The organism is Bradyrhizobium sp. LB13.1 (genome assembly GCF_054056815.1).
The window spans coordinates 790,799-813,865 of sequence record NZ_JBSRYQ010000001.1 but is presented as its reverse complement, the minus strand read 5'-3'; the positions used below and the strand labels follow the sequence as shown (position 1 = coordinate 813,865).

Here is a 23,067-nt window from a genome sequence, read left to right as displayed (position 1 = left end):
ACAAGATCAGGATTAGGACTGCTTAATGGTTGATACCAAGACCCCTGGCGACAAGAAGCTGAGCGTTCCGAGCAAGACGCTATCGCTCAAGCCGCGCGTCGAAACGGGCACCGTGCGCCAGAGCTTCAGCCATGGCCGTAGCAAGCAGGTCGTGGTCGAGAAGCGCGGCAAGCGCCGTGTCGACGGCACCCCCGAGCCGCAGGTGGCCGAAGTGGCGAAGCCCGCGCCGGCCGCGCCGGCGCCTGCTCCCGCACGCGCGGCTCCGCCGCGCAACACCGGCTCCGGCGTGGTGCTGCGCACGCTGACCGAGGACGAACGTTCCGCCCGCGCCAGCGCGCTGGCCGATGCCAAGGTGCGCGAAGTCGAAGAGCGTCGTAGTGCCGAGGAAGAGGCTCAGCGCCGCGCTGTCCGCGAAACCGCCGAACGCGCCGACCGCGAGGCCGCTGAAGCCCGCCGCAAGGCCGAGGACGAGCGTCACCGCCACGAAGAGGAAGCCAAGCGGAAGGCCGAAACCGAGGCCAAGAAGCGTTTTGGCGAAGGCGAGCAGCCGCAATCTGCGGCGCGCCCTGCAACCGCGACCTCTGCCGCTACTGCACCGCGGTCCGGAGCGCCCACGGCGCGCCCCGGAACGAGCACCACGGCACGCCCGGGAACAACGACCGCGCGGCCTGGGACGACCACGCGGCCGGGAGGCCCGGTGGGTCGCGCCCCCGCTGTCGCAGCCGGACCGGACGAGGACGAGGGTCCGCGCCAGATCCGTCGCGGTCCCGGCGGCGCTGCGCGGCCTGTGGTAGCCCCCAAGCCCACCCAGAAGCCCGGCCCGCAGAAGGAGCGCGGCCGCCTGACGGTCGTCACCGCCTTCAATGCCGACGATGTGCGCGAGCGCTCGATCGCCTCGTTCCGCCGCCGCACCCAGCGCCTGAAGGGCCATGCCGCGAACGAGCCGAAGGAAAAGCTCATCCGCGAGGTGATCATTCCGGAAGCGATCACGATCCAGGAGCTCGCCAACCGCATGGCCGAGCGCGCGGTCGACGTCATCCGCATGCTGATGAAGCAGGGCGCGATGCACAAGATCACCGACGTGATCGACGCCGACACCGCGCAGCTGATCGCCGAAGAGCTCGGTCACACCGTCAAGCGCGTTGCCGCGTCCGACGTTGAAGAAGGCCTGTTCGACGCCATCGACGATCCCACCGATACCGAGCCGCGCTCGCCGGTGGTGACCGTGATGGGCCACGTCGACCACGGCAAGACCTCGCTGCTCGATGCGCTCCGTCATGCCAACGTTGTCTCCGGCGAAGCCGGCGGCATCACCCAGCATATCGGCGCCTATCAGGTGGTGTCGCCCGAGAGCGGCAAGAAGATCACCTTCATCGACACGCCCGGCCACGCCGCGTTCACCGCGATGCGCGCCCGCGGCGCCAAGGTCACCGACATCGTCGTGCTGGTGGTTGCGGCCGATGACGGCGTGATGCCGCAGACGATCGAAGCCATCAACCACGCCAAGGCGGCGCGGGTACCGATCATCGTTGCCATCAACAAGATCGACAAGCCCGACGCCAAGCCCGAGCGCGTGCGCACCGAGCTGCTGCAGCACGAGGTGCAGGTGGAATCTTTCGGCGGCGAAGTCGTCGACGTCGAAGTGTCCGCGAAGAACAAGACCAATCTCGACAAGCTGCTCGAGATGATTGCGCTCCAGGCCGACATCCTCGACCTGAAGACCAATCCGGAGCGCCCGGCCGAAGGCACCGTGATCGAAGCCAAGCTCGATCGCGGCCGTGGTCCGGTCGCGACCGTGCTGGTCCAGCGCGGCACGCTCCGTGTCGGTGACATCATCGTCGCCGGCGCCGAGATGGGCCGCGTCCGTGCGCTGATCTCCGATCAGGGTGAGACGGTTCAGGAAGCCGGTCCCTCGGTACCGGTCGAAGTGCTCGGCTTCAACGGTCCGCCGGAAGCCGGCGATCGTCTCGCCGTGGTCGAGAACGAAGCCCGCGCCCGTCAGGTCACGAGCTACCGCGCGCACCAGAAGCGCGAGAACGCGGCTGCCTCGATCTCCGGCATGCGCGGCTCGCTCGAGCAGATGATGTCGCAGTTGAAGACGGCGGGCCGCAAGGAATTCCCGCTGATCATCAAGGCCGACGTGCAGGGCTCGCTGGAAGCGATCCTCGGCTCGCTGGAGAAGCTGGGCACCGACGAAGTCGCCGCGCGTATCCTGCATGCCGGTGTCGGCGGCATCTCGGAATCGGACGTGACGCTCGCGGAAGGTTTTAACGCCGCGATCATCGGCTTCTCGGTTCGAGCGAACAAGGAGGCCGCTGCGGCCGCCAAGCGCAACGGCATCGAGATCCGCTACTACAACATCATCTACGACCTCGTGGACGACGTGAAGAAGGCCATGAGCGGCCCCTGCTCGCGCCGACCTTGCGCGAAACCATGCTCGGCAATGCCGCGATCCTGGAGATCTTCAACATCTCCAAGATCGGCAAGGTCGCCGGCTGCCGCGTTACCGACGGCACCGTGGAACGCGGCGCCAACGTGCGCCTGATCCGCGACAACGTCGTCGTGCACGAAGGCAAGCTGTCGACGCTGAAGCGCTTCAAGGACGAAGTGAAGGAAGTCCAGTCCGGTCAGGAATGCGGCATGGCCTTCGAGAACTATCACGACATGCGCGCCGGTGACGTGATCGAGTGTTACCGCGTGGAGACGATCCAGCGCTCCCTGTAAGTCCAAATCTTACCGAAGCGCCTGGATCTTTCTGAGCTGAAATTGCGGGAGTGAGATGGCCGGATTTATTCCGGCCATCTCACCGCATTCGTTTCAACAGAACAAATGACAATGCTCGTGTCCCATACACGCGCATGACGAGGTAATTTTCGACCATGCCCAGCCATCATCAGAAAAAAAGTTCCGCACCCGGCGGCTCGCAGCGCCAGTTGCGTGTCGGGGAGCAGGTTCGCCATGCGGTGGCCGAGATTTTGGCGCAAGGCAATGTGCATGATGAAGACCTCGAAGGTCACATCATCACCGTGCCGGAGGTACGGATGTCGCCCGACCTGAAGCTTGCAACAGTCTATGTGATGCCGCTCGGTGGTCGCGACACCGAGGTCATTATCGCTGCGCTCGAGCGCAACAAGAAGTTCCTGCGCGGCGAAGTCGCGCGGCGCGTTAACCTGAAATTTGCACCTGACCTTCGCTTCCGCGTCGATGAACGATTCGACGAAGCGGAACGGATCGAGAAACTTTTGCGAACACCTGCGGTGCAGAAGGACCTGGAACAGGATCCGAAATCGGATCGGGAAGAAGAGCAATGACGATGGACCCGGCTCACGGCACGATCGGCGGCGAAGAGCCCGATCAGCGCGACGTGCAGAAAAATAATTTTGCGGACGTGGACGGCAATTCCCAGCCGCATCAGGAGCCGCGCCGCGTCAACAACGATCCGCGCGCCAACAAGCAGAAAGGCAACCAGCCGCGCCGTGACCGCCGCGACGTCCACGGCTGGGTCGTGCTCGACAAGCCGATCGGCATGACCTCGACGCAGGCCGTTGCCGTGCTCAAGCGCCTGTTCAACGCCAAACGCGCCGGTCATGCCGGCACGCTGGATCCGCTCGCCTCCGGCGGCCTGCCGATCGCGCTCGGCGAGGCCACCAAGACCGTCCCCTTCGTCATGGACGGCCGCAAGCGCTACCAGTTCACCGTGTGCTGGGGCGAGGAGCGCGATACCGACGATATCGAGGGCCGGGCTACCGCAACCTCCGACCAGCGCCCGACCCGGGAGGCCATCGAGGCCCTGCTGCCCCGTTTCACAGGGGTGATCGAGCAGATCCCGCCGCGCTATTCCGCGATCAAGATCAAGGGCGAGCGTGCCTACGACCTCGCCCGCGACGGCGAGATCGTGGAACTGGCCCCGCGTCCAGTCGAGATTCACCGTTTAAGCCTTGTAAATCAACCAGGTAGTGACCACGCCGTGTTCGAGGCCGAGTGCGGCAAGGGCACCTATGTCCGCGCGCTGGCCCGCGATATGGGCCGGATTCTCGGCACTTACGGCCATATCTGCGCGCTGCGGCGGACCCTGGTCGGCCCATTTGGCGAGAACGACATGATTCCGCTGGATCAGTTGGAGGCTTTGTGCGATAGAGCCGCGTCCGGCGAGGGGAGCCTCGCCGACGCGCTTATGCCCGTTGAGACCGCGCTGGACGACATCCCGGCACTGGCCGTCACTCGGGCTGATGCGGCAAGGCTCCATCGGGGCCAGGCCGTTTTGTTGCGCGGACGGGATGCGCCCACTTCGAGCGGCACAGTCTATGTCACGGTGGCAGGCCGGCTTCTCGCGCTTGCCGAAGTTGGCAATGGCGAAATCATCCCCAAGCGTGTGTTCAACCTGACCGGCCTGACTGCCAGCGCCGTTCGCAACGAGAGAAATTGACGATGTCGATTGCCGCAGAACGCAAAGCGGAAGTCATCAAGACGAATGCCAACAAAGCCGGCGATACCGGCTCGCCAGAGGTTCAGGTCGCGATCCTTTCGGAACGCATCGCCAACCTCACGAGCCATTTCAAGACCCACGTGAAGGACAACCATTCGCGTCGCGGCCTCTTGAAGCTGGTGTCGACCCGCCGCTCGCTCCTCGACTATGTGAAGAAGAAGGACGAGGCCCGCTACAAGGCGCTGCTCGAGAAGCACAACATTCGTCGTTAAGAGTTCTTGCGCGCGCCCAACGGCGCGCGTTTTCGCGCGTGGTTTCGAACGAAAGCGCTTGTTTAAAGGTTTTTGATCGAGGCTGCGTGCGCGTCGGGTACGGGCCGTTGACGGTTCGCATCCGGGGCATGATGGGCGAAGACCCAAGGTTTGGTGTTCGCGTTCGTGCCGACTGACAGTCCAGCAGCAATCCGGCGGCTGGGCACAACGGGCAAGGCGCCCGTATGACCCGAAAGGATGGACGCCATCCGAAATCCAAAAACCATGGCAGGATCGCAGGACGCTGATCGCCCGCTTCGATCAACGTCCCGCAATCTTGCGCATGGTTTTTGTTTTTCGAGCCGTCCTTCTTTCGAGAACCCATGAAAGAAGACATCTATGTTCAATAAGCATTCGGTCGAGATCGACTGGGGCGGACGCCCTCTCAAGCTTGAAACCGGCAAGATCGCCCGCCAGGCCGACGGCGCCGTCGTCGCGACCTACGGCGAGACCGTGGTGCTCGCCACCGTCGTCGCGGCAAAGACCCCGCGCGAAGGTGTCGACTTCCTGCCGCTGACCGTCGACTATCAGGAGAAGACCTACGCAGCCGGCCGCATTCCCGGCGGCTATTTCAAGCGCGAGGGCCGTCCGACCGAGAAGGAGACGCTGGTCTCCCGCCTGATCGACCGTCCGATCCGTCCGCTGTTCGTCGACGGCTGGCGCAACGAGACCCAGGTGATCGTCACCGTGCTCTCGCACGACATGGAGAACGATCCCGACATCGTGGCGCTGGTGGCATCGTCGGCCGCGCTGACCCTGTCGGGCGCTCCGTTCAAGGGCCCGATCGGCGCCGCGCGCGTCGGTTTCGCCAATGACGAGTTCATCCTCAACCCGACCCTCGACGAGATGGTCGACACCCAGCTCGACCTTGTCGTCGCCGGCACTGCCGACGCCGTGCTGATGGTGGAATCGGAAGCCAAGGAACTGAACGAAGACATCATGCTCGGCGCCGTGATGTTCGGTCACCGCCACATCCAGCCGGTGATCAACGCGATCATCGAGCTCGCCGAGAAGGCCGCGAAGGAGCCGCGCGAGGTCACCGCGATCGACAATTCGGCGCTCGAAAAGGAAATGCTCGGCATGGTCGAGCAGGAATTGCGCGCCGCCTACGCCATTCCGATCAAGCAGGATCGCTACGCCGCGGTCGGCAAGGTCAAGGAAAAGGTGATCGCCCACTACTTCCCCGAAGGGCAGGAGCCGAAATACGACAAGCTGCGCATCGGCGGCGTGTTCAAGAAGCTCGAAGCCAAGATCGTTCGCTGGAACATCCTCGACACCGGCAAGCGCATCGACGGCCGGGACTCCAAGACCGTGCGCAACATCATCGCCGAAGTCGGCGTGCTGCCCCGCGCCCACGGCTCGGCGCTGTTCACCCGCGGCGAGACCCAAGCGCTGGTCGTGACCACGCTCGGCACCGGCGAGGACGAGCAGTACATCGACGCACTGTCAGGAACGTACAAAGAGACGTTCCTGCTGCACTACAACTTCCCTCCCTACTCGGTCGGTGAAACCGGTCGCCTCGGCGGCACCAAGCGCCGCGAGATCGGCCACGGCAAGCTTGCCTGGCGCGCGATCCACCCCGTGCTGCCGCCGCACCACGAGTTCCCCTACACCACGCGCGTGGTGTCGGAGATCACCGAATCCAACGGCTCGTCGTCGATGGCTTCGGTCTGCGGCGCCTCGCTCGCGCTGATGGACGCAGGCGTGCCGCTGAAGCGGCCGACCGCGGGCATCGCGATGGGCCTGATCCTCGAAGACAAGCGCTACGCGGTTCTCTCCGACATCCTCGGTGACGAGGACCATCTCGGCGACATGGACTTCAAGGTCGCCGGCACCGAGCAGGGCATCACCTCGCTCCAGATGGACATCAAGATCGAAGGCATCACCGAAGAGATCATGAAGGTCGCGCTCGGTCAGGCCAAGGATGGTCGTATCCACATCCTCGGCGAGATGTCCAAGGCGCTTACCAATGCCCGTGCCGAGCTCGGCGAATATGCGCCGCGCATCGAGACCTTCAAGATTGCCACCGACAAGATCCGTGAAGTGATCGGTACCGGCGGCAAGGTGATCCGCGAGATCGTCGAGAAGACCGGCGCCAAGGTCAACATCGAGGACGACGGCACCGTGAAGGTCGCCTCCAGCGACGGCGAGGCGATGAAGGCCGCGATCAAGTGGATCAAGTCGATCGCGTCCGATCCGGAAGTCGGCCAGATCTATGATGGCACCGTCGTCAAGGTGATGGAGTTCGGCGCCTTCGTGAACTTCTTTGGTTCCAAGGACGGTCTCGTCCACATCAGCCAGCTCGCCTCGGCGCGCGTGCAGAAGACCTCCGACGTCGTCAAGGAAGGCGATAAGGTCAAGGTCAAGCTGCTCGGCTTCGACGACCGCGGCAAGACCCGCCTGTCGATGAAGGTGGTCGACCAGGAGACCGGCGAAGACCTCGAAGGCAAGGGCGAGGGCGAAAAGGCTCCGCGCGAAGCGGCCGGCGAGTAATCGCTCCGCTGCATCAGAAACATGAAGGGCGGCCTTTCGGCCGCCCTTTTTGTTTGTGCTGTTGTGCCTGCTCCGGTCGAAATGCGCCCCTCTCCCGCTTGCGGGAGAGGTCAAACACCTCAAGCCGCGAGGTCGAACCGGTCGAGGTTCATCACCTTGGTCCAGGCCTTGGCGAAGTCCTTGACGAACTGTTCCTTGGAGTCCGACGTGGCATAGACCTCGGCGTAGGCGCGGAGCTGCGAGTGTGCGCCGAAGATCAGATCGACGCGCGTGCCTGTCCACTTCACCGCGTTGGTCTTGCGATCGCGGGCCTCATAGCTGCCGTCAGTGCCGGTCGGCGTCCACTGCGTGCTCATGTCGAGCAGGTTGACGAAGAAGTCGTTGCTCAGCGTTCCCACCTTCGAGGTGAGGACGCCGTTCTTCGAACCGTTCGCATTGGCACCGAGCACGCGCAGACCGCCGACGAGCGCCGTCATCTCCGGGCCGGTAAGCCGGAGCAGCTGCGCACGATCGACCAGAGCCTCCTCGGGCATCATGAACTGCTGCCGCTTGCCGGTGTAGTTGCGGAAGCCATCGGCCCGCGGCTCCAGCGGAGCGAAGGAGGCAGCGTCGGTCTGCTCCTGCGAGGCATCCATGCGGCCCGGCGTGAAGCCGACCTTGATGCCGACGCCGGCATCCTTCGCGGCCTTCTCGACCGCGGCGGTGCCGCCGAGCACGATGAGGTCCGCCAGCGAGACCTTCTTCGCACCGGATGACGCATTGAAGTCCTTCTGGATCGCTTCGAGCTTGCCCAGGACCTTCGAGAGCTGAGCCGGCTCGTTCACCTCCCAGTCCTTCTGCGGGGCGAGGCGGATGCGTGCGCCGTTGGCGCCGCCGCGTTTGTCCGAGCCGCGGAACGTCGAGGCCGACGCCCAGGCCGTCGAGACCAGCTCCGGCACCGACAGACCCGAGGCCAGGATCTTCGTCTTCAGCGAGGCGATATCCTGCTCGCTGGCCAGCTCGTGATTCACGGCCGGGATCGGATCCTGCCAGATCAGCGTCTCCTTCGGCACCAGCGGGCCGAGATAGCGCACGACCGGACCCATGTCGCGATGGGTGAGCTTGAACCAGGCGCGGGCGAAGGCGTCGGCGAACTGATCGGGATTCTCCAGGAAGCGCCGCGAGATTTTCTCATAGGCGGGATCGAGACGCAGCGAGAGATCGGTGGTCAGCATGGTCGGCCGATGCTTCTTGGACTTGTCGAAAGCGTCCGGAATGATCGCCTCCGCGCCCTTGGCCGTCCACTGCTGCGCACCCGCCGGGCTCTTCGTCAGCTCCCATTCGTACTTGAACAGGTTCTCGAAGAAGTTGTTGCTCCACTTCGTCGGCGTCGTCGTCCATGTCACCTCGAGACCGCTGGTGATGGAATCACCGCCGATGCCCGAAGCGTGCTTGCTCTTCCAGCCGAGGCCCTGATCCTCGAGCGCGCCCGCTTCCGGCTCCGGTCCCACCAGAGACGGATCGCCAGCACCATGGGTCTTGCCGAAGGTATGGCCGCCGGCGATCAGTGCGACGGTTTCCTCGTCATTCATCGCCATGCGGAAGAAGGTCTCGCGGATGTCCTTGGCCGCGGCGATCGGATCCGGCTTGCCGTTCGGGCCTTCCGGATTGACGTAGATGAGGCCCATCTGCACCGGCGCCGAGCGGCTCGGCGAGCTGGCGTTCGCCGCTGTAGCGCTCATCGCCCAGCCAGGTGCCTTCGGGACCCCAATAGAGCTCCTCCGGCTCCCACACGTCGGCGCGGCCACCGGCGAAACCGAAGGTCTTGAAGCCCATCGATTCCAGCGCGACGTTGCCGGCCAGCACCATCAAATCGGCCCAGGAAATCTTGCGGCCGTATTTCTGCTTGATCGGCCAGAGCAGACGGCGCGCCTTGTCGAGGTTGGCGTTGTCGGGCCAGCTGTTGAGCGGCGCGAAACGCTGCTGACCGGCGCCGGCGCCACCGCGGCCGTCCGTGGTGCGGTAGGTGCCCGCGCTGTGCCAGGCCATGCGGATCATGAGACCGCCATAGTGACCGAAGTCGGCGGGCCACCATTCCTGCGATTCCGTCATCAAAGCGGTCAGATCCTTGATGACCGCGTTCAGGTCGAGCGTCTTGAATTCCTTGGCGTAGTCGAATTCCTTGCCCATCGGATCGGACAGGCCGGAATTCTTGTGCAGCATCTCGATGCTGAGCTGAGTTGGCCACCAATCGCGGTTCGTTGGCACGCGTTTTCCACCCGAAAACGGGCACTTCGAAGTGTCGTCCATGAATACCTCCTCTGGTGGCGTCGAACTCGCGCCCTTGACCACGTAGAACCACTCTAAGCTTCGCGTTCGATCAGGGGAAGTTGACTTTAATGATCACTGCGATAAGATTTTCTGATGATCAACTTGACGATGCGGCAGCTCCGATATTTCGATGCGCTGGCGCGCCACGGCCATTTCGGCCGCGCGGCTGAATCGTGTTCCATCTCGCAACCGGCCTTGTCGATGCAGATCAAGGAGATGGAGGAGGCGCTCGGCGGCCTGCTGCTGGAGCGCAGCGCGCGACAGGTGGCGCTGACCCGGTTTGGCGAGGAACTCGCGCAGCGCGTCCGCGACATTTTGCGCTCAGTCGACGAACTCGGCGATTTCGCCCGCGCCTCGCAGGACCGGTTCTCGGGACGGCTGCGCATCGGCATGATCCCGACGATCGCGCCTTATCTGCTGCCCACGATCACCAAGAATCTCACGCGCATGCATCCGGAGCTCGACATCCGCGTGCGCGAGACGATGACGCCGCGGCTGATCCAGGAACTGGTGGAAGGCCGACTCGACACCGCCATCGTCGCGCTGCCGGTGTCCGAGCCCTCGCTCACCGAGGTCGCCCTGTTCGCGGAGAAATTCCTGCTGGTGCGGCCGGGAGCGGATGAGGGGACGCCGGCACCATCGCGGGAGATGATGCGCGAGATGCGGCTGTTGCTGCTCGAAGAGGGGCACTGCTTCCGCGATCAGGCGCTGTCGTTCTGCAACATGCAATCGGCGCCGCCGCGCGAGATGCTGGATGCCAATTCGCTGTCGACGCTGGTCCAGATGGTCAGCGCCGGCATCGGCGTCACCTTGATCCCGGAGATGGCGGTGTCGGTGGAGACGCGATCGGCGTCGGTCTCGCTCACGCGCTTCCGCGACCCGCAGCCGTCGCGCACCATCGGCATGGTCTGGCGCAAGACCAGCCCGCTCGCGCGCCAACTGCTTCAGATCTCCGAGGTGGTGTGCCTGTCGGCCGGCAAGGTGCGCGCACGGCCATCCGCGCGCAGCCAGCCGGCCTGAGTCCCCGATGTCCCACCCCATCATCCGCCCGGCCCGCGCGGACGAATACGACGAGATCGGCCGCGTCTGGATGGAGAGCTGGGTCTCGACCGGACTCGGCGAGACGAGCAACTTCCTGCTCGCGAACCTGCGTGCGCGCATCCGGCGCGAGATCGAGGGTGGCTGGAGCCTGTTCGCCGCCGACGACAACGGCACGATCGCCGCGATGCTGGCGCTGCATCTGCCAAAACTCTATCTCGACATGCTGTTCGTCGCGCCCGCCTATCAGGGCCAATCGCTCGGCCGCCAATTGCTCGCCTTCACGCGCACGCAAATGCCGGACGAGATGTATCTGCGCTGCGTCCGCCGAAAACGAAAAAGCCTGGCGCTGGTACGAACGCGAAGGCTTTGTGTTCGAGAAGCAAGAGATCGAGCCGTCGAACGGGTTCATGATGAAGTATTATCGGTGGCGGCGGCAGCGGCCCGCTGGATAGACAGCGAGCTCTGGGTGCAGCTTGCGGGCAGCGCGACGCAGGTCTTCGACGTGCTGGAAGCCGCGCTCGCCAACGGGCCGTGGATTCTCGATGAATTTTCGGCCGCCGACATCACGATCGGATCGGGCTTGAACTTTGCGGTGCGCCTGTTCAAGACAGTGCCGTCGCGCCCGGCCTTCGACGCGTGTCTCGCGCGCCGCATGGCGCGGCCGGCGTTCCAGCGCGCGGAGACGATCGCGGCGGGTTAATCAGGCATTGAAAGGTCGTCCGGCTTCGGCATCAGGACGATGTTGTAGCCGGAATCGACATAGTGGATCTCGCCGGTCACGCCGCCGGAGAGATCCGACAACAGATACAGCGCCGAGCCACCGAGCTCGTCGAGCGTCACGCCGCGGCGAAGCGGCGAATGTTTTTGCATGAAGGCGAACATCGCGCGCGCCTCGCCGATGCCCGAGCCGGCAAGCGTGCGGATGGGGCCTGCGGAAATCGCGTTGACGCGGATGCCGCGCGGCCCGAAGTCGGAGGCGAGATAGCGCACCGAGGCTTCCAGCGCCGCCTTGGCCACGCCCATCACATTGTAGTTCGGCATCGCGCGCATCGAGGCCCCGAAGGTCAGCGTGATCATGCTGCCGCCCTCAGTCATCAGCTCGGCGGCGCGTTTTGCAATCTCCGTAAACGAGAAGCAGGAGATCACCATGGTGCGCGAAAAATTCTCGCGGCTGGTATCGGCGTAGCGGCCCTTGAGCTCGTTCTTGTCGGCGAATCCGATCGCGTGGATCACGAAATCCAGCCGGCCCCACTTTTCGCGCAAGGCCGTGAATGTGGCGTCGACGCTGGCAAGGTCCTCGACGTCGCAGGGCAGCACCATGTCGACGCCAAGCTGCTCCGCCAGCGGCTTGACACGCTTGCCCAGGGCCTCGCCCTGGAAGGTGAAGGCAAGCTCGGCGCCGTGGGCATGCAGCGTCTTCGCCATGCCCCAGGCGATCGAATGATCATTGGCAATGCCCATGATCAGACCGCGCTTGCCTTTCATCAATTCCTGCATCGTTTCGATCGCTTTCCACTTTCGTCATGCCCGGGCTCGTCCCGGGCATCCACGCCCTTCGAAGCCGGCGGCCAAGACGTGGATGGCCGGGACAAGCCCGGCCATGACGAGAAAATTACCAGGGCGTCCGCAAGGACCTCACGCATCCAGCCGGCTGAACACCAGCGTGGCGTTGGTGCCGCCGAAGCCGAAGGAGTTCGACAGCACCGTACCGATCTTGACGTTGTCGATACGCTTGCGCACGATCGGCATGTCGGCGAATGCGGGATCGAGCTCCACAATGTGCGCGCTCTCGCAAATGAAGCCGTTGTTCATCATCAGCAGCGAATTAGATCGCCTCCTGTACGCCGGTTGCGCCCAAGGAGTGGCCGGTCAGTGCCTTGGTCGCCGAGATCGGCGGACACTTCTCGCCACTTCCGAACACCCTGCGGAGCGCGTCGATCTCCGGCGGATCGCCGGCCGGCGTCGAGGTCGCGTGCGGATTGATATAGTCGATCTTGGTCTTCACGGTCGACATCGCCATGCGCATGCAGCGCTCGGCGCCTTCACCTGACGGTGCGACCATGTCGTAGCCATCAGACGTCGCGCCGTAGCCGACGATCTCGCCGTAGATGCGCGCGCCGCGCGCCTTGGCATGCTCGAGCTCTTCCAGCACCAGCACGCCGGCGCCGCCGGCAATCACGAAGCCGTCGCGGTTGATGTCGTAGGGACGTGAGGCCGTGGCGGGCGTGTCGTTGTACTTCGAGGACATCGCGCCCATGGCGTCGAACAGCACCGACAGCGACCAGTCCAGCTCCTCGCAGCCGCCGGCGAAGATGACGTCCTGCTTGCCGATCTGGATCGTCTCATAGGCGTTGCCGACGCAATGGTTCGACGTGGCGCAGGCCGACGAGATCGAATAGTTCACGCCCTTGATCTTGAACCAGGTCGCAAGCGTCGCGGAGGCGGTGGAGGACATCGCCTTCGGTACTGCAAACGGTCCGACGCGCTTCGGCCCCTTGGTGCGGGTGGTGTCGGCGGCCTCGACGATGGTGCGAGCGGACGGACCGCCGGAGCCCATGATGATGCCAGTGCGGATGTTGGACACTTCGTCAGGCGACAGGCCGGAATCCTGGATCGCCTGCTCCATCGCGACGTGATTCCACGCCGCGCCCTGACCGAGGAAACGCATGGCGCGGCGGTCGACCACCGTCGAAGGATCGAGCGTCGGCGCACCTTGCACCTGCGAACGGAAGCCGAGCTCCGCGTATTTCTCAGCCCGCGAAATGCCCGACTTCGCCTCGTGAAGGCTTGCAAGCACTTCCTGGGTGTTGTTTCCGATGGAGGAGACAATGCCCATCCCGGTGACCACAACCCGCCTCATGACAGCCTCGCTTCAATCGTTGTCTTCGTGGTGATGCGCTCAGCCCAGGCTCGTGCCCTGCTTGAACAGGCCGACCTTCAAATCCTTCGCGCGATAGATAATCTGGTCATCGACCGAAAGCCATCCGTCGGCGATACCCAGCACCAGCTTTGAACGCATCACGCGCTTGATATCGATGTTGTACACAACCTTGCGGGCGTCCGGCAGCACCTGGCCGCTGAACTTCAGCTCGTTCAGGCCGAGCGCGCGGCCGCGACCTTCACCACCACTCCACCCCAGATAAAAGCCGACCAGTTGCCACAGCGCGTCGAGGCCGAGGCAGCCGGGCATCACCGGATCGTTCTTGAAGTGGCACCCGAAAAACCAGAGATCGGGCTTCACGTCGAGCTCGGCACGCACCACCCCCTTGCCGAATTCGCCGCCGGTCTCGCTGATGTCCGTAATACGGTCGAACATGAGCATCGGCGGGCAGCGGCAGTTGGGCATTGCCCGGGCCGAACATCTCGCCGCGGGCACATGCCAGCAGATCTTCATATTCGTAGCCGTTGCGCCTGTTCAGCATGCGGAAGCCTCTGTGTTCTAACCCGATTGAGCGGCGTTTCCGGCAAAAATGGGCCCAGTCCTGCTCGAAAAGCAACGTCCGTTGCCATCGTCAAACGAGAATACGAAGGACCGGATGGATTGCGAGCGGCCCTCAATGCCTGGGCTGCGCCAAAATCGGTTAAGCGGAACCGCGGGCTCTCTAACACAGGCCATTTCGGGTGGCAAAGCGCTCTCATGAAGGTAAAATGACCGGGGCTCGGCCCGGTTCCTTGGCTGATTAGAACCACTCTAGTTGCGAGAAACTTGCATCTGCATCTATCTCTCCATATATGTTGAGGAAGATAGTGTTCACGCGTGCCCGAAGCTGGAAATGAGCGAAAATAACGCGCCCCATCACGACGAAGAGGCCCATGCGGCGGCTCTTATGTCCGGCCGCCAGCCGGCTTTGACCGGCTGCCCGTGGCACGACGTCAACGAAATGCTCCAATCCGCCGGGCTTCGTCCGACGCGCCAGCGCATGGCGCTGGGCTGGCTCCTGTTCGGCAAGGGTGCACGCCACCTCACGGCTGAAATGCTTTACGAGGAAGCGACGCTGGCCAAGGTGCCGGTCTCGCTGGCGACCGTCTACAACACGCTGAACCAGCTCACCGATGCCGGTCTGCTCCGTCAGGTCAGCGTCGACGGCACCAAGACCTATTTCGACACCAACGTCACGACCCACCATCACTACTACCTCGAGAACAGCCATGAGCTGGTCGACATCGAGGATCCGCATCTGGCGCTGTCCAAGATGCCGGAGGTGCCCGCGGGTTACGAGATCGCCCGCATCGATATGGTCGTGCGGTTGCGCAAGAAGCGCTGAGATCAATCCTAAACTGCTGATTTAGTCGTCGTGGCCGGGCTTGTCCCGGCCATCCACGTTTTTTGGGCCAGATGCAAAGTCCGTTGATGCCACGAGGCAAGGGATTGGAGGCAAGGGATTGCCCCTAAGCCTCAGTTCACCTGCTCGTCCGAGTAGACGCCCCAGAGGCGCTCCTGCTGGATCCAGCCGTCAAAACCGTTGCCGAGGACGTGGCACCAGTTTGCGCTGCACCTCTTGACCTGTGTGACGACACCAACCTGAAGCTTGGCTGCAACCGCACTGTCGGGATCGGCGCGATCGTAGATCGGCGCGAGGTCGTCCTTGTGCTTCATGGTGACGACAGCGGTGCGGCGGCCCGACAGCAGCGAGTGATAGACCCAGCCCTCGGCACCCTCGGAATCGCGCACCCGGCGCCAGTTCTCGAACTCCGCGGTGATTTCGACCGGCAGGCCGGAGCGGGTATAGACCCAGGCGACGTCATTGTCCTTGGTGGGACCGGCGCGGACGTTGACGTGATCCGATTTGAGGCTGACGTAGCGCGGCACCGGGAGGCCCGAGGCTGTCTGGGGTGTGTTGTCCTTCGCCGAATGCCCGGGGCTGACCGAAGCGCTCAACCAGGTGCAAACGAGCGCCATCACCGAACAAAAACGCCCCAACGCCATCAACCCGTCTCCTGTCGAAGGTCCGGCCGAGCCGGGCCCTCACCCACAATTCCAATACCGTGCCGCACCAGCCCCGACCCGCCCCACGCGGGTGTTCCCGAGCCCTTTGCCCGTGGTTCTTGTCTTGGCCCGGCCTTCTGCTAGAGAGGACGGACGTCTGAACAACCAGTTTGCCCCGATTTTCCGGCCGGAAATGTCGGGAGAGCTTGAAGGAAACGCCGGGGACGACACGGCAAAGGCAGTGTCGAACAACCGGGTTAATGAGGCCTCAACGGCCGGCCTTTGGTGACAGAGGTGGCCCGCGACGCCTCATGAGGGCAGAACATGTCTGTGAAGAAAAAGCCCCTCGTCGTGGTGACGCGCAAGCTTCCGGACTCGATCGAGACCCGGATGCGCGAACTGTTCGACGCGCGGATCAATCTCGACGACGCGCCGATGTCGGCCGACCAGATCGCGGAAGCCGCGCGCACCGCCGACGTGCTGGTTCCGACCGTTACCGATCACATCTCTGCCGACATCGTCAATCAGCCCGACTGCAAGCTGAAACTGATCGCGAATTTCGGCAACGGCGTCGACAACATCGACGTCGAGGCCGCGCACGCCCGCGGCATCACCGTCACCAACACACCAAAAGTCCTGACCGAAGACACCGCCGACATGACCATGGCGCTGATCCTCGCCGTGCCGCGGCGGATGATCGAAGGCGCCTCGATCCTCACGGAAGGAAAACCCTGGCCCGGCTGGTCGCCGACCTGGATGCTCGGTCATCGCATCGGGGGAAAGCGCCTCGGCATCATCGGCATGGGCCGCATCGGCCAGGCGGTCGCGCGCCGCGCCCGCGCTTTCGGCTTGCAGATCCACTATCACAACCGCCGGCCCGTGGCGCCGAAGATCGCCGAAGAGCTGGGCGCGACCTATTGGGAAAGCCTCGACCAGATGCTGGCGCGGATGGACATCATCTCGGTGAACTGTCCGCACACGCCGGCGACCTACCATCTGCTCTCGGCGCGCCGGCTGAAGCTGATCCGCAAGGACGCGTACATCGTCAACACCGCGCGCGGCGGGGTCACCGACGAGGACACGCTGATCAAGCTGATCGAAGGCGGCGAGATCGGCGGCGCGGGCCTCGACGTCTACGAGCACGAGCCCGCGGTCAACCCGAAGCTGGTGCGGCTCGCCAAGGCCGGCAAGGTGACGCTGCTGCCGCATATGGGTTCGGCCACCATCGAAGGCCGCGTCGAGATGGGCGAGAAGGTGATCATCAACATCCGCACCTTCCTCGACGCCCACAAGCCGCCGGATCGCGTGCTGCCGAGCATGCTCTGAGGGTTCAGTGTCTCAGCGCGTTTCGCGCTTGCGCCAGTCTGCTGTGAAATCGATGAAGGCGCGCAGCGCCGGCGGGCGTTTGGCGCCGGCTTGGATAATAGAGAAACGGTCCGGGAAACGGTTCGCACCAATCCTGGAGCAGGCTGACCAGCGCGCCGGATTTCACGGCGTCATGGACGTAGCCATCGAGCGTCGCCCACACACCTACGCCGTCGAGCGTAGCGCGCATCGCGAGGCCCATATTGGTCGAGATCAGCCTGGCCGGCGGATCTACCTTCACCAACTGACCGGCCTTCTCGAACTCCAGATCATGCATGACGCCGCTCGAGTAGCGGGCGCGGATGCAATCATGGTCGAGCAGGTCCTTCGGATGCCTGGGTATGCCGCGGCGCGCGACGTAATCGGGCGATGCGACGACGACATAGTTCTGCGGGCCGCTCAGCGGGATCGCCACCATGTCCTGCGCGAGATGCTCGCCGTAGCGCACGCCGGCATCGAAGCCGGCGCTGACGATGTCGACGAACCCGCTTTCGGACACGACGTCGAGATCGACCTGCGGATACGCCCCCAGGAACGAGCCCGACCATCGGCGCCAGCACGAGGTCGACCGCCGGGGGCGGTGCGTTGATGCGCAGGCGGCCCGAGGCCACCTCGCGCAGGCCCCGCACCTGATCCAGGGCGTCGCCGACATCGCGCAAGGCGGGCGCCACGCGCGATAGCAGCAGCTCGCCCGCCTCGGTCAGGGCGACGCTGCGGGTGGTGCGGTTCATCAGGCGGACGCCGAGGCGCTCCTCCAGCTCCCGTAGCCGCTGGCTAAGGCTCGACACCGACACGCGAATTTCGACCGCCGCGCGCCGGAAATTGCGGGTGCGGGCGACCGCCACGAAGACGTCGAGATCACGCAGGTCGGGTTCGGCCATTGTTCGCTAGAATGAACAAGCCATTCTCGATTGTCCAGCTTATCGGCGTAATCGATCAGGCGCATATCAGGCCTCGTCACCCGGCGCGGTCAGCGCCTTTTCGAGGAGAGCCATCATGGAACAGCGCAAACTCGGTTCAACCGGCCCCACCGTCTCCGCCCTCGGTCTCGGCTGCATGGGCATGTCCGAGGTCTACGGCCCGGCCGATCGCGGCGAGAGCATCGCCACGATCCACGCGGCGCTCGATGCCGGCATCACGCTGCTGGATACCGGCGACTTCTACGCCATGGGCCACAATGAAATGCTGGTCCGCGAGGCGCTGAAAGACGTTCCGCGCGAGAAAGTGCAGATCAGCGTCAAGTTCGGCGCGTTGCGCGGCCCCGCCGGCGAATTCGCCGGGATCGACTCGCGGCCGGCCGCAACGAAGAACTTCCTTGCCTATTCGCTGCAGCGGCTCGGCACCGACTACATCGACGTCTACCGTCCGGCGCGGCTCGATCCCAACATCCCGATCGAGGAGACCATCGGCGGCATCGCCGAGCTCGTGAAGGCCGGCTACATCAAACATATCGGTCTGTCCGAGGTTGGCTCCGACACCATCCGCCGCGCGCACGCCGTGCATCCGATCGCCGATCTCCAGATCGAATATTCGCTGATCGAACGCGGCATCGAGCGCGACATCCTGACGACCTGCCGCGAGCTCGGCATCGGAATCACCGCCTACGGCGTGCTGGCGCGCGGCCTGATCAGCGGCCATTGGTCGAAGGATTCCGGCAAGACCGGCAAGGACTACCGGCTGATGAGCCCGCGCTTCCAGGGCGCGAACCTCGATGCCAATCTCGCGCTGGCCGAGCAGCTGCGCGCCATCGCCGCCGAGATCGGTGCGACGCCGGCGCAGGTCGCGATCGCCTGGGTGGCGGCGCAAGGCAAGCAGATCGTGCCGCTGGTCGGCGCTCGCACCCGCAACCGTCTCAGCGAAGCACTCGGCGCGACCAAGGTCACGCTGACGCCGGGTCATCTCGCGGTGCTGGCAAAGGCCTTCCCGCCCGATGTCGCCGCCGGTACGCGTTACGCGGCCGAGCAGATGGCGCACCTCGACAGCGAGAAGCCGGCCACGATTTAACGGCTGCGATCAGGTACGATGGGTGCTGAGGTCAGTGATCACAGGCCCATCGCCATTGAGAGGATTGGCCGGATCGCGCCCATAGCGCAACGTCTCGAAGCGCATCGCGCGCGCATCGATCATCAGGAGGCGGCCGACCAGGCCGTCGCCGAAGCCGACGATCTCGCGGATCGCCTCCAGCGCCATCATCGATCCCATCACGCCCGCAAGCGCGCCCATGACGCCGGCTTCCGCGCAGGCCGGCACGGTCCCGGGCGGCGGCGCCTCCGGGAACAGGCAGCGATAGGTCGGATTGAACTTGCCGTCGTCGTTTTTCTCATGCGCGCGGATGGTGGTGAGCGAGCCGTCGAAGGTCCCGAGCGCGGCGGTGATCAGCGGCCTCTTCGCGAAGAAGCAGGCGTCCGAGGCCAGATAGCGCGTCGAGAAATTATCGGAGCCGTCGAGCACGAGGTCGTAGTCGCCGATCAGGCCGAGCGCGTTGTCGGCGTTGAGCCAAGTGGCGTGGCCGACGAAGCGGACGTGCGGATTGAGCGCGGTGATTCGCTCGGCCGCGCTCTCGACCTTGTGCCGGCCGATATCGGGCGTGGTGTGAATGACCTGGCGCTGGAGGTTGGAGAGCGACACCACATCGTCGTCGACCACGCCGAGCGTGCCGATCCCTGCCGCAGCCAGATACATCAGGGCCGGTGCACCGAGCCCGCCGGCGCCGATCACCAGCACGGAGGCCCGCTTCAGCGCAGCCTGGCCGGGACCGCCGACATCGCGCAGCACGATATGGCGGGCATAACGTTCGAGTTCGTCCGGGCTCAGCATCGTCGTCCTTCGTTCTCTCAACCCTCATGGTGAGGAGCGCGGAACGCGCGTCTCGAACCATGACGGCCCCGATATCGCCCGGAGCCATCCTTCGAGATGCGGCCTTGAGGCCGCTCCTCAGGATGAGGGCCTGTGTCCGTGGGCTCTATCGCCGCCTGAACCACCCCGAGATTGTTCGCGACCAACGAGATGTGCTTCAATGGCATTGCGTTCAATGGGCTGGCTGGATTTGTCATGAGATCGATGCTTGCGGCAACACTGATGTTTGCGGCCGCGACAGGCGCGAACGCCCAGATGACGACGCCGCAGATCCCCGGCACCAGGCCGAAGCCGGTCCAGACCATTCCGATCCGCCCGCCCGCACTGCAGACGCCGTCGGAGACGGCGGATGCCATGGCGCAGGCGGAGCGGCTGTCGCTGCAGTCCGACCTCGCCTGGGTCGGCCGGTACAACGGCGCCATCACCGGCGACGTCAGCGCGCGCATGGTCGATGCCATCAAGGAATACCAGAAGCTCAAGGGCAGCAAGCCGACCGGCGTGCTCAATCCGCAGGAGCGCGCGGCGCTCGCCGAAGCCGCGCGCCGGAAGCAGGACAACGTCGGCTGGAAGATCGTAACCGAGATGACCAGCGGCGCGCGGCTCGGCATTCCCTCGAAACTGGTGCCGCAGCAGGCGACCGACGCCAACGGCTCGAAATGGACCTCGCCGACCGGCACGGTGCAGGTGCTGCTCGGCCGCCGCAAGGAGGCGAACCCGACCACAGCCAAGCTTGCCGAAGCGGAGAAGAAGGAGCCGGGTCGCAAGATCGACTACACCGTGGTGAAGCCCGACTTCTTCGTGCTGTCTGGTTTGCAGGGCCTGAAGAAATTCTATTTGCGCGGCACCTCCAGGGGCGACGAGGTCCGCATCATGACGATCCTCTACGATCAGGCGACCGAGAACACGGTCGAGCCGGTCGTGATCGCGATGTCGAGCGCGTTCAATGCATTCCCGTCAGGACCACAGGCCGGGCCGCCGCCGCGCAAGACCGTCGAATATGGCACCGGCATCGTCGTCAGCGACGATGGCGCGATCATTACCGACCGCCTCGTCACTGATAGCTGCCTCGCGATCACGATCGCGGGCTATGGCAGCGCCGACCGTCTCGCTGAGGACAAGGAACACGATCTCGCGCTGCTGCACGTCTATGGCGCGCGCGGACTGAAGCCGTTCAGCCTCTCCGCCGGCGCGGCGAAGACGAGTGTCGATATCATCGGTATCGCTGATCCACAGAGCCAGGGCGGAGCGGCCGGTGCGTCGAGCCTCAAGGCCGCGCTGGCATCTGTCGGTGGCGGCGATTCCGCGCTCTCACCGCCGCCGGCGGTTGGCTTTTCCGGCAGCGCCGCCATCGACGGCGACGGCAATTTCGCCGGCATCGCGCTGTTGAAATCTGCGATCGTTGCGGGCCCCGCGACATCGGTGCCGGCGTCGCAGGCGGTGATGGTCTCCGCGGAGACGGTGCGCGATTTTCTGAAGGCGAACGGCGTTGCTGCGAATGGCACGTCGACGGATGCGAAGGCCGCGGTCGTGCGCGTGATATGCGTGCGGAAGTAAGCGAGCGCTGCGCTCCCGCTCCCGCAAGCGGGAGAGGTGACCGAGTCCTCGGCCAGCGCACCATCAAATCAGCTCAGCCTGAATCTGATCCCGCTCTTCGCGAGACCACCCGAGATCCCCACCGGCGTGCCGTCCGCGCGCCAGCAGGCGGCGCCGGTCATGGTGCCGTCGTCGTGGAAGGCGATGCCGTTCATGCCGCCGGCGACCGTCGCAACTGGCTGGACCTTGTGGCCGAGGCTTTCGAGCTTTGCGCGCACGGCTTCCGGCACCTTCTGCTCGACCTCGAGCGCATTGCCCTCGGTCCAGACGCGGGGCGCCTCGACCGCCTCCTGCAGGCTCATGCCGTGGTCGATCAGATTGACCAGCGCCTGCATCGCGCTCGGAAAGATGCGTTTTCCCCCGGGCAGACCCAACGCTTAACGCAACTTGCCCTCGCGCAAGGCCATCATCGGCGACATCGAGGTCGTCACCCGCTTGCCCGGCGCCAGCGACAGGGCGCGGCCTGGCCGCGGATCGAACAGGTTCATGTAGTTGTTGGCGATGGCGCCGAGGCCCGGGATCATGATCTTGGCACCGAACAGATTGTTGATGGTCTGCGTGGTTGCGACCACGTTGCCGAAGGCATCCGCCGCGGTCATGTGCGTGGTGTGAGCGCCTTCAAGCTGCGACACGCCGGCGCCCCAGGTCTGCGCCCGCGCCGGATCAATCGCACCGCGGCGCTCCTCGGCGTACGCCTTCGAGGTCAGCCGGTCCACGGGCACCCCGACATAATCAGGATCGCCGCTGGCCGCGGCGCGATCGGCGAAGGCGATCTTCAGGACTTCCGCGAGATAGTGGATCGTCTCCGGCGTGCCGAAGCCAAGGCTGCCGATGTCGTATCCTTCCAGAATGTTCAGCATCTGCGCGATATGCACGCCGGAGGCCGCGGGCGGCGGCGGGCCAAAGATGGTCCAGCCGCGATAATCGGCGCGGATCGGCTGCCGCTCGACGGTCTTGTAGCTGGTGAGATCGTTGCGCCGGATGAAGCCGCCGGCCTTTTCCATGTAGTCGATCAGGATGTCGCCGAGCGGCCCCTCGTAGAGCGCGGTCTCGCCGTGATCGGCGATGTAGCGGAGCGTCTCGGCATATTCTGATTGCACCACGCGCTCACCGACCTTCAACGGCTCTCCACCAGGCAGGTAAATCGCCGCGATCGGCTTGTCCTTGCGCATCTCGACGGCGCTCTCGCTGACGCATTCATGCAGATAGGGCGTCGCCGCAAAGCCGCGCGCGGCGTGCTTGATCGCGGGCTGCATGACGTCGGCAAGACTCATCGTGCCGAACCGGCGCAGCGTCTCGCACCAGGCTTTCAGCGAACCCGGTGTAGCGACCGCCTTTGGGCCGTTGAGGTTTTCATTGCCGACGGTGTCGAACACGTCATGCGCCGAGCCCGGCATGGAGGTGTAGCTGGTGTCGCGCACCGCCGCGGGCACGGTGCTCTGCCCGTCGATGAAGCGGTGGCTGCCGTCGGCCAGCCGGATGTGCGCCATGCCACCGCCGATGATGCCGACCATCATCGGCTCGACCACGGTCAGCGTGAACAGGGTCGCGATTGCGGCGTCGATGGCGTTGCCGCCCGCGGCCAGCATCTCCGCGCCGGCGCTGGAGGCCAGTGGATGGTTGCTGACCACCATGCCGCGGCTCGATACCGCAGGCATCTTCTGGCACTCAAAATTCGTCGCCGTCCGGTCGCGCCAGTTTCCGCTCATGCCGCTTGTCCTTTTATTCACGGCGGTAAGCACAGC

13 protein-coding genes and 6 pseudogenes are annotated in these 23,067 nt (G+C 64.6%); 11 read left to right on the top strand and 8 right to left on the bottom strand.

Annotation, left to right across the window (positions count from 1 at the left end; all coding sequences use genetic code 11):
- Window positions 1-25: 25 nt before the first annotated feature.
- The 5 genes and pseudogenes from infB (at window position 26) to pnp (ending at window position 7,230) form a co-directional block, all read left to right on the top strand.
- Window positions 26-2,724: pseudogene (gene infB, locus ACVWYI_RS03830) on the top strand (translation initiation factor IF-2).
- Window positions 2,725-2,879: 155 nt separating this feature from the next.
- A complete protein-coding gene (gene rbfA / locus ACVWYI_RS03825) occupies window positions 2,880-3,311 on the top strand; it encodes a 30S ribosome-binding factor RbfA (protein WP_247352848.1) in 432 nt (143 codons plus the stop codon).
- Entirely contained in the window at window positions 3,308-4,426 is a 1,119-nt protein-coding gene (truB, locus tag ACVWYI_RS03820) for a tRNA pseudouridine(55) synthase TruB (RefSeq protein WP_456661277.1), read from the top strand. Before rbfA ends, truB begins: the two co-directional genes overlap by 4 nt.
- A 2-nt stretch (window positions 4,427-4,428) precedes the next feature.
- On the top strand, window positions 4,429-4,698 hold the full coding sequence (gene rpsO, locus ACVWYI_RS03815) for a 30S ribosomal protein S15 (protein ID WP_092027405.1): 270 nt from the start codon (window positions 4,429-4,431) through the stop codon (window positions 4,696-4,698).
- Between the two features lie 378 nt (window positions 4,699-5,076).
- Window positions 5,077-7,230 carry a polyribonucleotide nucleotidyltransferase gene (gene pnp, locus ACVWYI_RS03810; RefSeq protein WP_456661276.1) on the top strand — a complete coding sequence of 718 codons (2,154 nt, stop codon included), beginning with the start codon at window positions 5,077-5,079 and terminating at the stop codon, window positions 7,228-7,230.
- A gap of 119 nt (window positions 7,231-7,349) precedes the next feature.
- On the opposite strand, the pseudogene katG reads toward pnp, so the two are convergent.
- Window positions 7,350-9,519, bottom strand: a pseudogene (katG, locus tag ACVWYI_RS03805) (catalase/peroxidase HPI).
- Window positions 9,520-9,633: 114 nt separating this feature from the next.
- Between katG and ACVWYI_RS03800 the strand changes: the two are divergent.
- A complete protein-coding gene (locus ACVWYI_RS03800) occupies window positions 9,634-10,560 on the top strand; it encodes a hydrogen peroxide-inducible genes activator (RefSeq protein WP_247352842.1) in 927 nt (308 codons plus the stop codon).
- 7 nt (window positions 10,561-10,567) lie between these two features.
- Window positions 10,568-11,281 carry a GNAT family N-acetyltransferase gene (locus ACVWYI_RS03795; RefSeq protein ID WP_456661275.1) on the top strand — a complete coding sequence of 238 codons (714 nt, stop codon included), beginning with the start codon at window positions 10,568-10,570 and terminating at the stop codon, window positions 11,279-11,281.
- On the opposite strand, the gene fabI is transcribed toward ACVWYI_RS03795, so the two are convergent.
- The 3 genes and pseudogenes from fabI to fabA all read right to left on the bottom strand — a co-directional run bounded on the left by fabI (window position 11,278) and on the right by fabA (window position 14,003).
- Window positions 11,278-12,078: an enoyl-ACP reductase FabI gene (gene fabI, locus ACVWYI_RS03790; protein WP_456661274.1), complete on the bottom strand. Its 801-nt coding sequence runs from the start codon at window positions 12,076-12,078 to the stop codon at window positions 11,278-11,280. The genes ACVWYI_RS03795 and fabI overlap by 4 nt on opposite strands.
- Window positions 12,079-12,216: 138 nt before the next feature.
- Window positions 12,217-13,441 (bottom strand): annotated as a pseudogene (fabB, locus tag ACVWYI_RS03785) (beta-ketoacyl-ACP synthase I).
- A gap of 39 nt (window positions 13,442-13,480) precedes the next feature.
- Window positions 13,481-14,003, bottom strand: a pseudogene (fabA, locus tag ACVWYI_RS03780) (bifunctional 3-hydroxydecanoyl-ACP dehydratase/trans-2-decenoyl-ACP isomerase).
- 351 nt (window positions 14,004-14,354) lie between these two features.
- Between fabA and irrA the strand changes: the two are divergent.
- Complete coding sequence (gene irrA / locus ACVWYI_RS03775) at window positions 14,355-14,846, top strand: iron response transcriptional regulator IrrA (protein ID WP_276001300.1); 492 nt, start codon at window positions 14,355-14,357, stop codon at window positions 14,844-14,846.
- Window positions 14,847-14,977: 131 nt separating this feature from the next.
- Here the strand turns inward: irrA and ACVWYI_RS03770 are convergent, their stop codons facing one another.
- The gene (locus tag ACVWYI_RS03770; protein WP_247352834.1) at window positions 14,978-15,508 is read right to left on the bottom strand and encodes an SH3 domain-containing protein; all 531 of its coding nucleotides are present in this window, start codon (window positions 15,506-15,508) and stop codon (window positions 14,978-14,980) included.
- Window positions 15,509-15,832: 324 nt separating this feature from the next.
- Here ACVWYI_RS03770 and ACVWYI_RS03765 point away from each other — a divergent pair, with 324 nt between their 5' ends.
- Window positions 15,833-16,834, top strand: a complete 1,002-nt coding sequence (locus ACVWYI_RS03765; protein WP_247352833.1) for a 2-hydroxyacid dehydrogenase — start codon at window positions 15,833-15,835, stop codon at window positions 16,832-16,834.
- A 12-nt stretch (window positions 16,835-16,846) separates the two neighbouring features.
- Here ACVWYI_RS03765 and ACVWYI_RS03760 read toward each other — a convergent pair.
- Window positions 16,847-17,754: pseudogene (locus ACVWYI_RS03760) on the bottom strand (LysR family transcriptional regulator).
- A 115-nt stretch (window positions 17,755-17,869) separates the two neighbouring features.
- Between ACVWYI_RS03760 and ACVWYI_RS03755 the strand changes: the two are divergent.
- Complete coding sequence (locus tag ACVWYI_RS03755) at window positions 17,870-18,877, top strand: aldo/keto reductase (RefSeq protein ID WP_456661273.1); 1,008 nt, start codon at window positions 17,870-17,872, stop codon at window positions 18,875-18,877.
- Window positions 18,878-18,886: 9 nt separating this feature from the next.
- Here the strand turns inward: ACVWYI_RS03755 and ACVWYI_RS03750 are convergent, their stop codons facing one another.
- Window positions 18,887-19,690 carry a HesA/MoeB/ThiF family protein gene (locus ACVWYI_RS03750; RefSeq protein ID WP_456661272.1) on the bottom strand — a complete coding sequence of 268 codons (804 nt, stop codon included), beginning with the start codon at window positions 19,688-19,690 and terminating at the stop codon, window positions 18,887-18,889.
- A 234-nt stretch (window positions 19,691-19,924) separates the two neighbouring features.
- Here ACVWYI_RS03750 and ACVWYI_RS03745 point away from each other — a divergent pair, with 234 nt between their 5' ends.
- A complete protein-coding gene (locus tag ACVWYI_RS03745; protein WP_456661271.1) occupies window positions 19,925-21,283 on the top strand; it encodes a serine protease in 1,359 nt (452 codons plus the stop codon).
- 68 nt (window positions 21,284-21,351) lie between these two features.
- Here the strand turns inward: ACVWYI_RS03745 and ggt are convergent.
- Window positions 21,352-23,031: pseudogene (gene ggt / locus ACVWYI_RS03740) on the bottom strand (gamma-glutamyltransferase).
- Window positions 23,032-23,067: the final 36 nt, after the last annotated feature.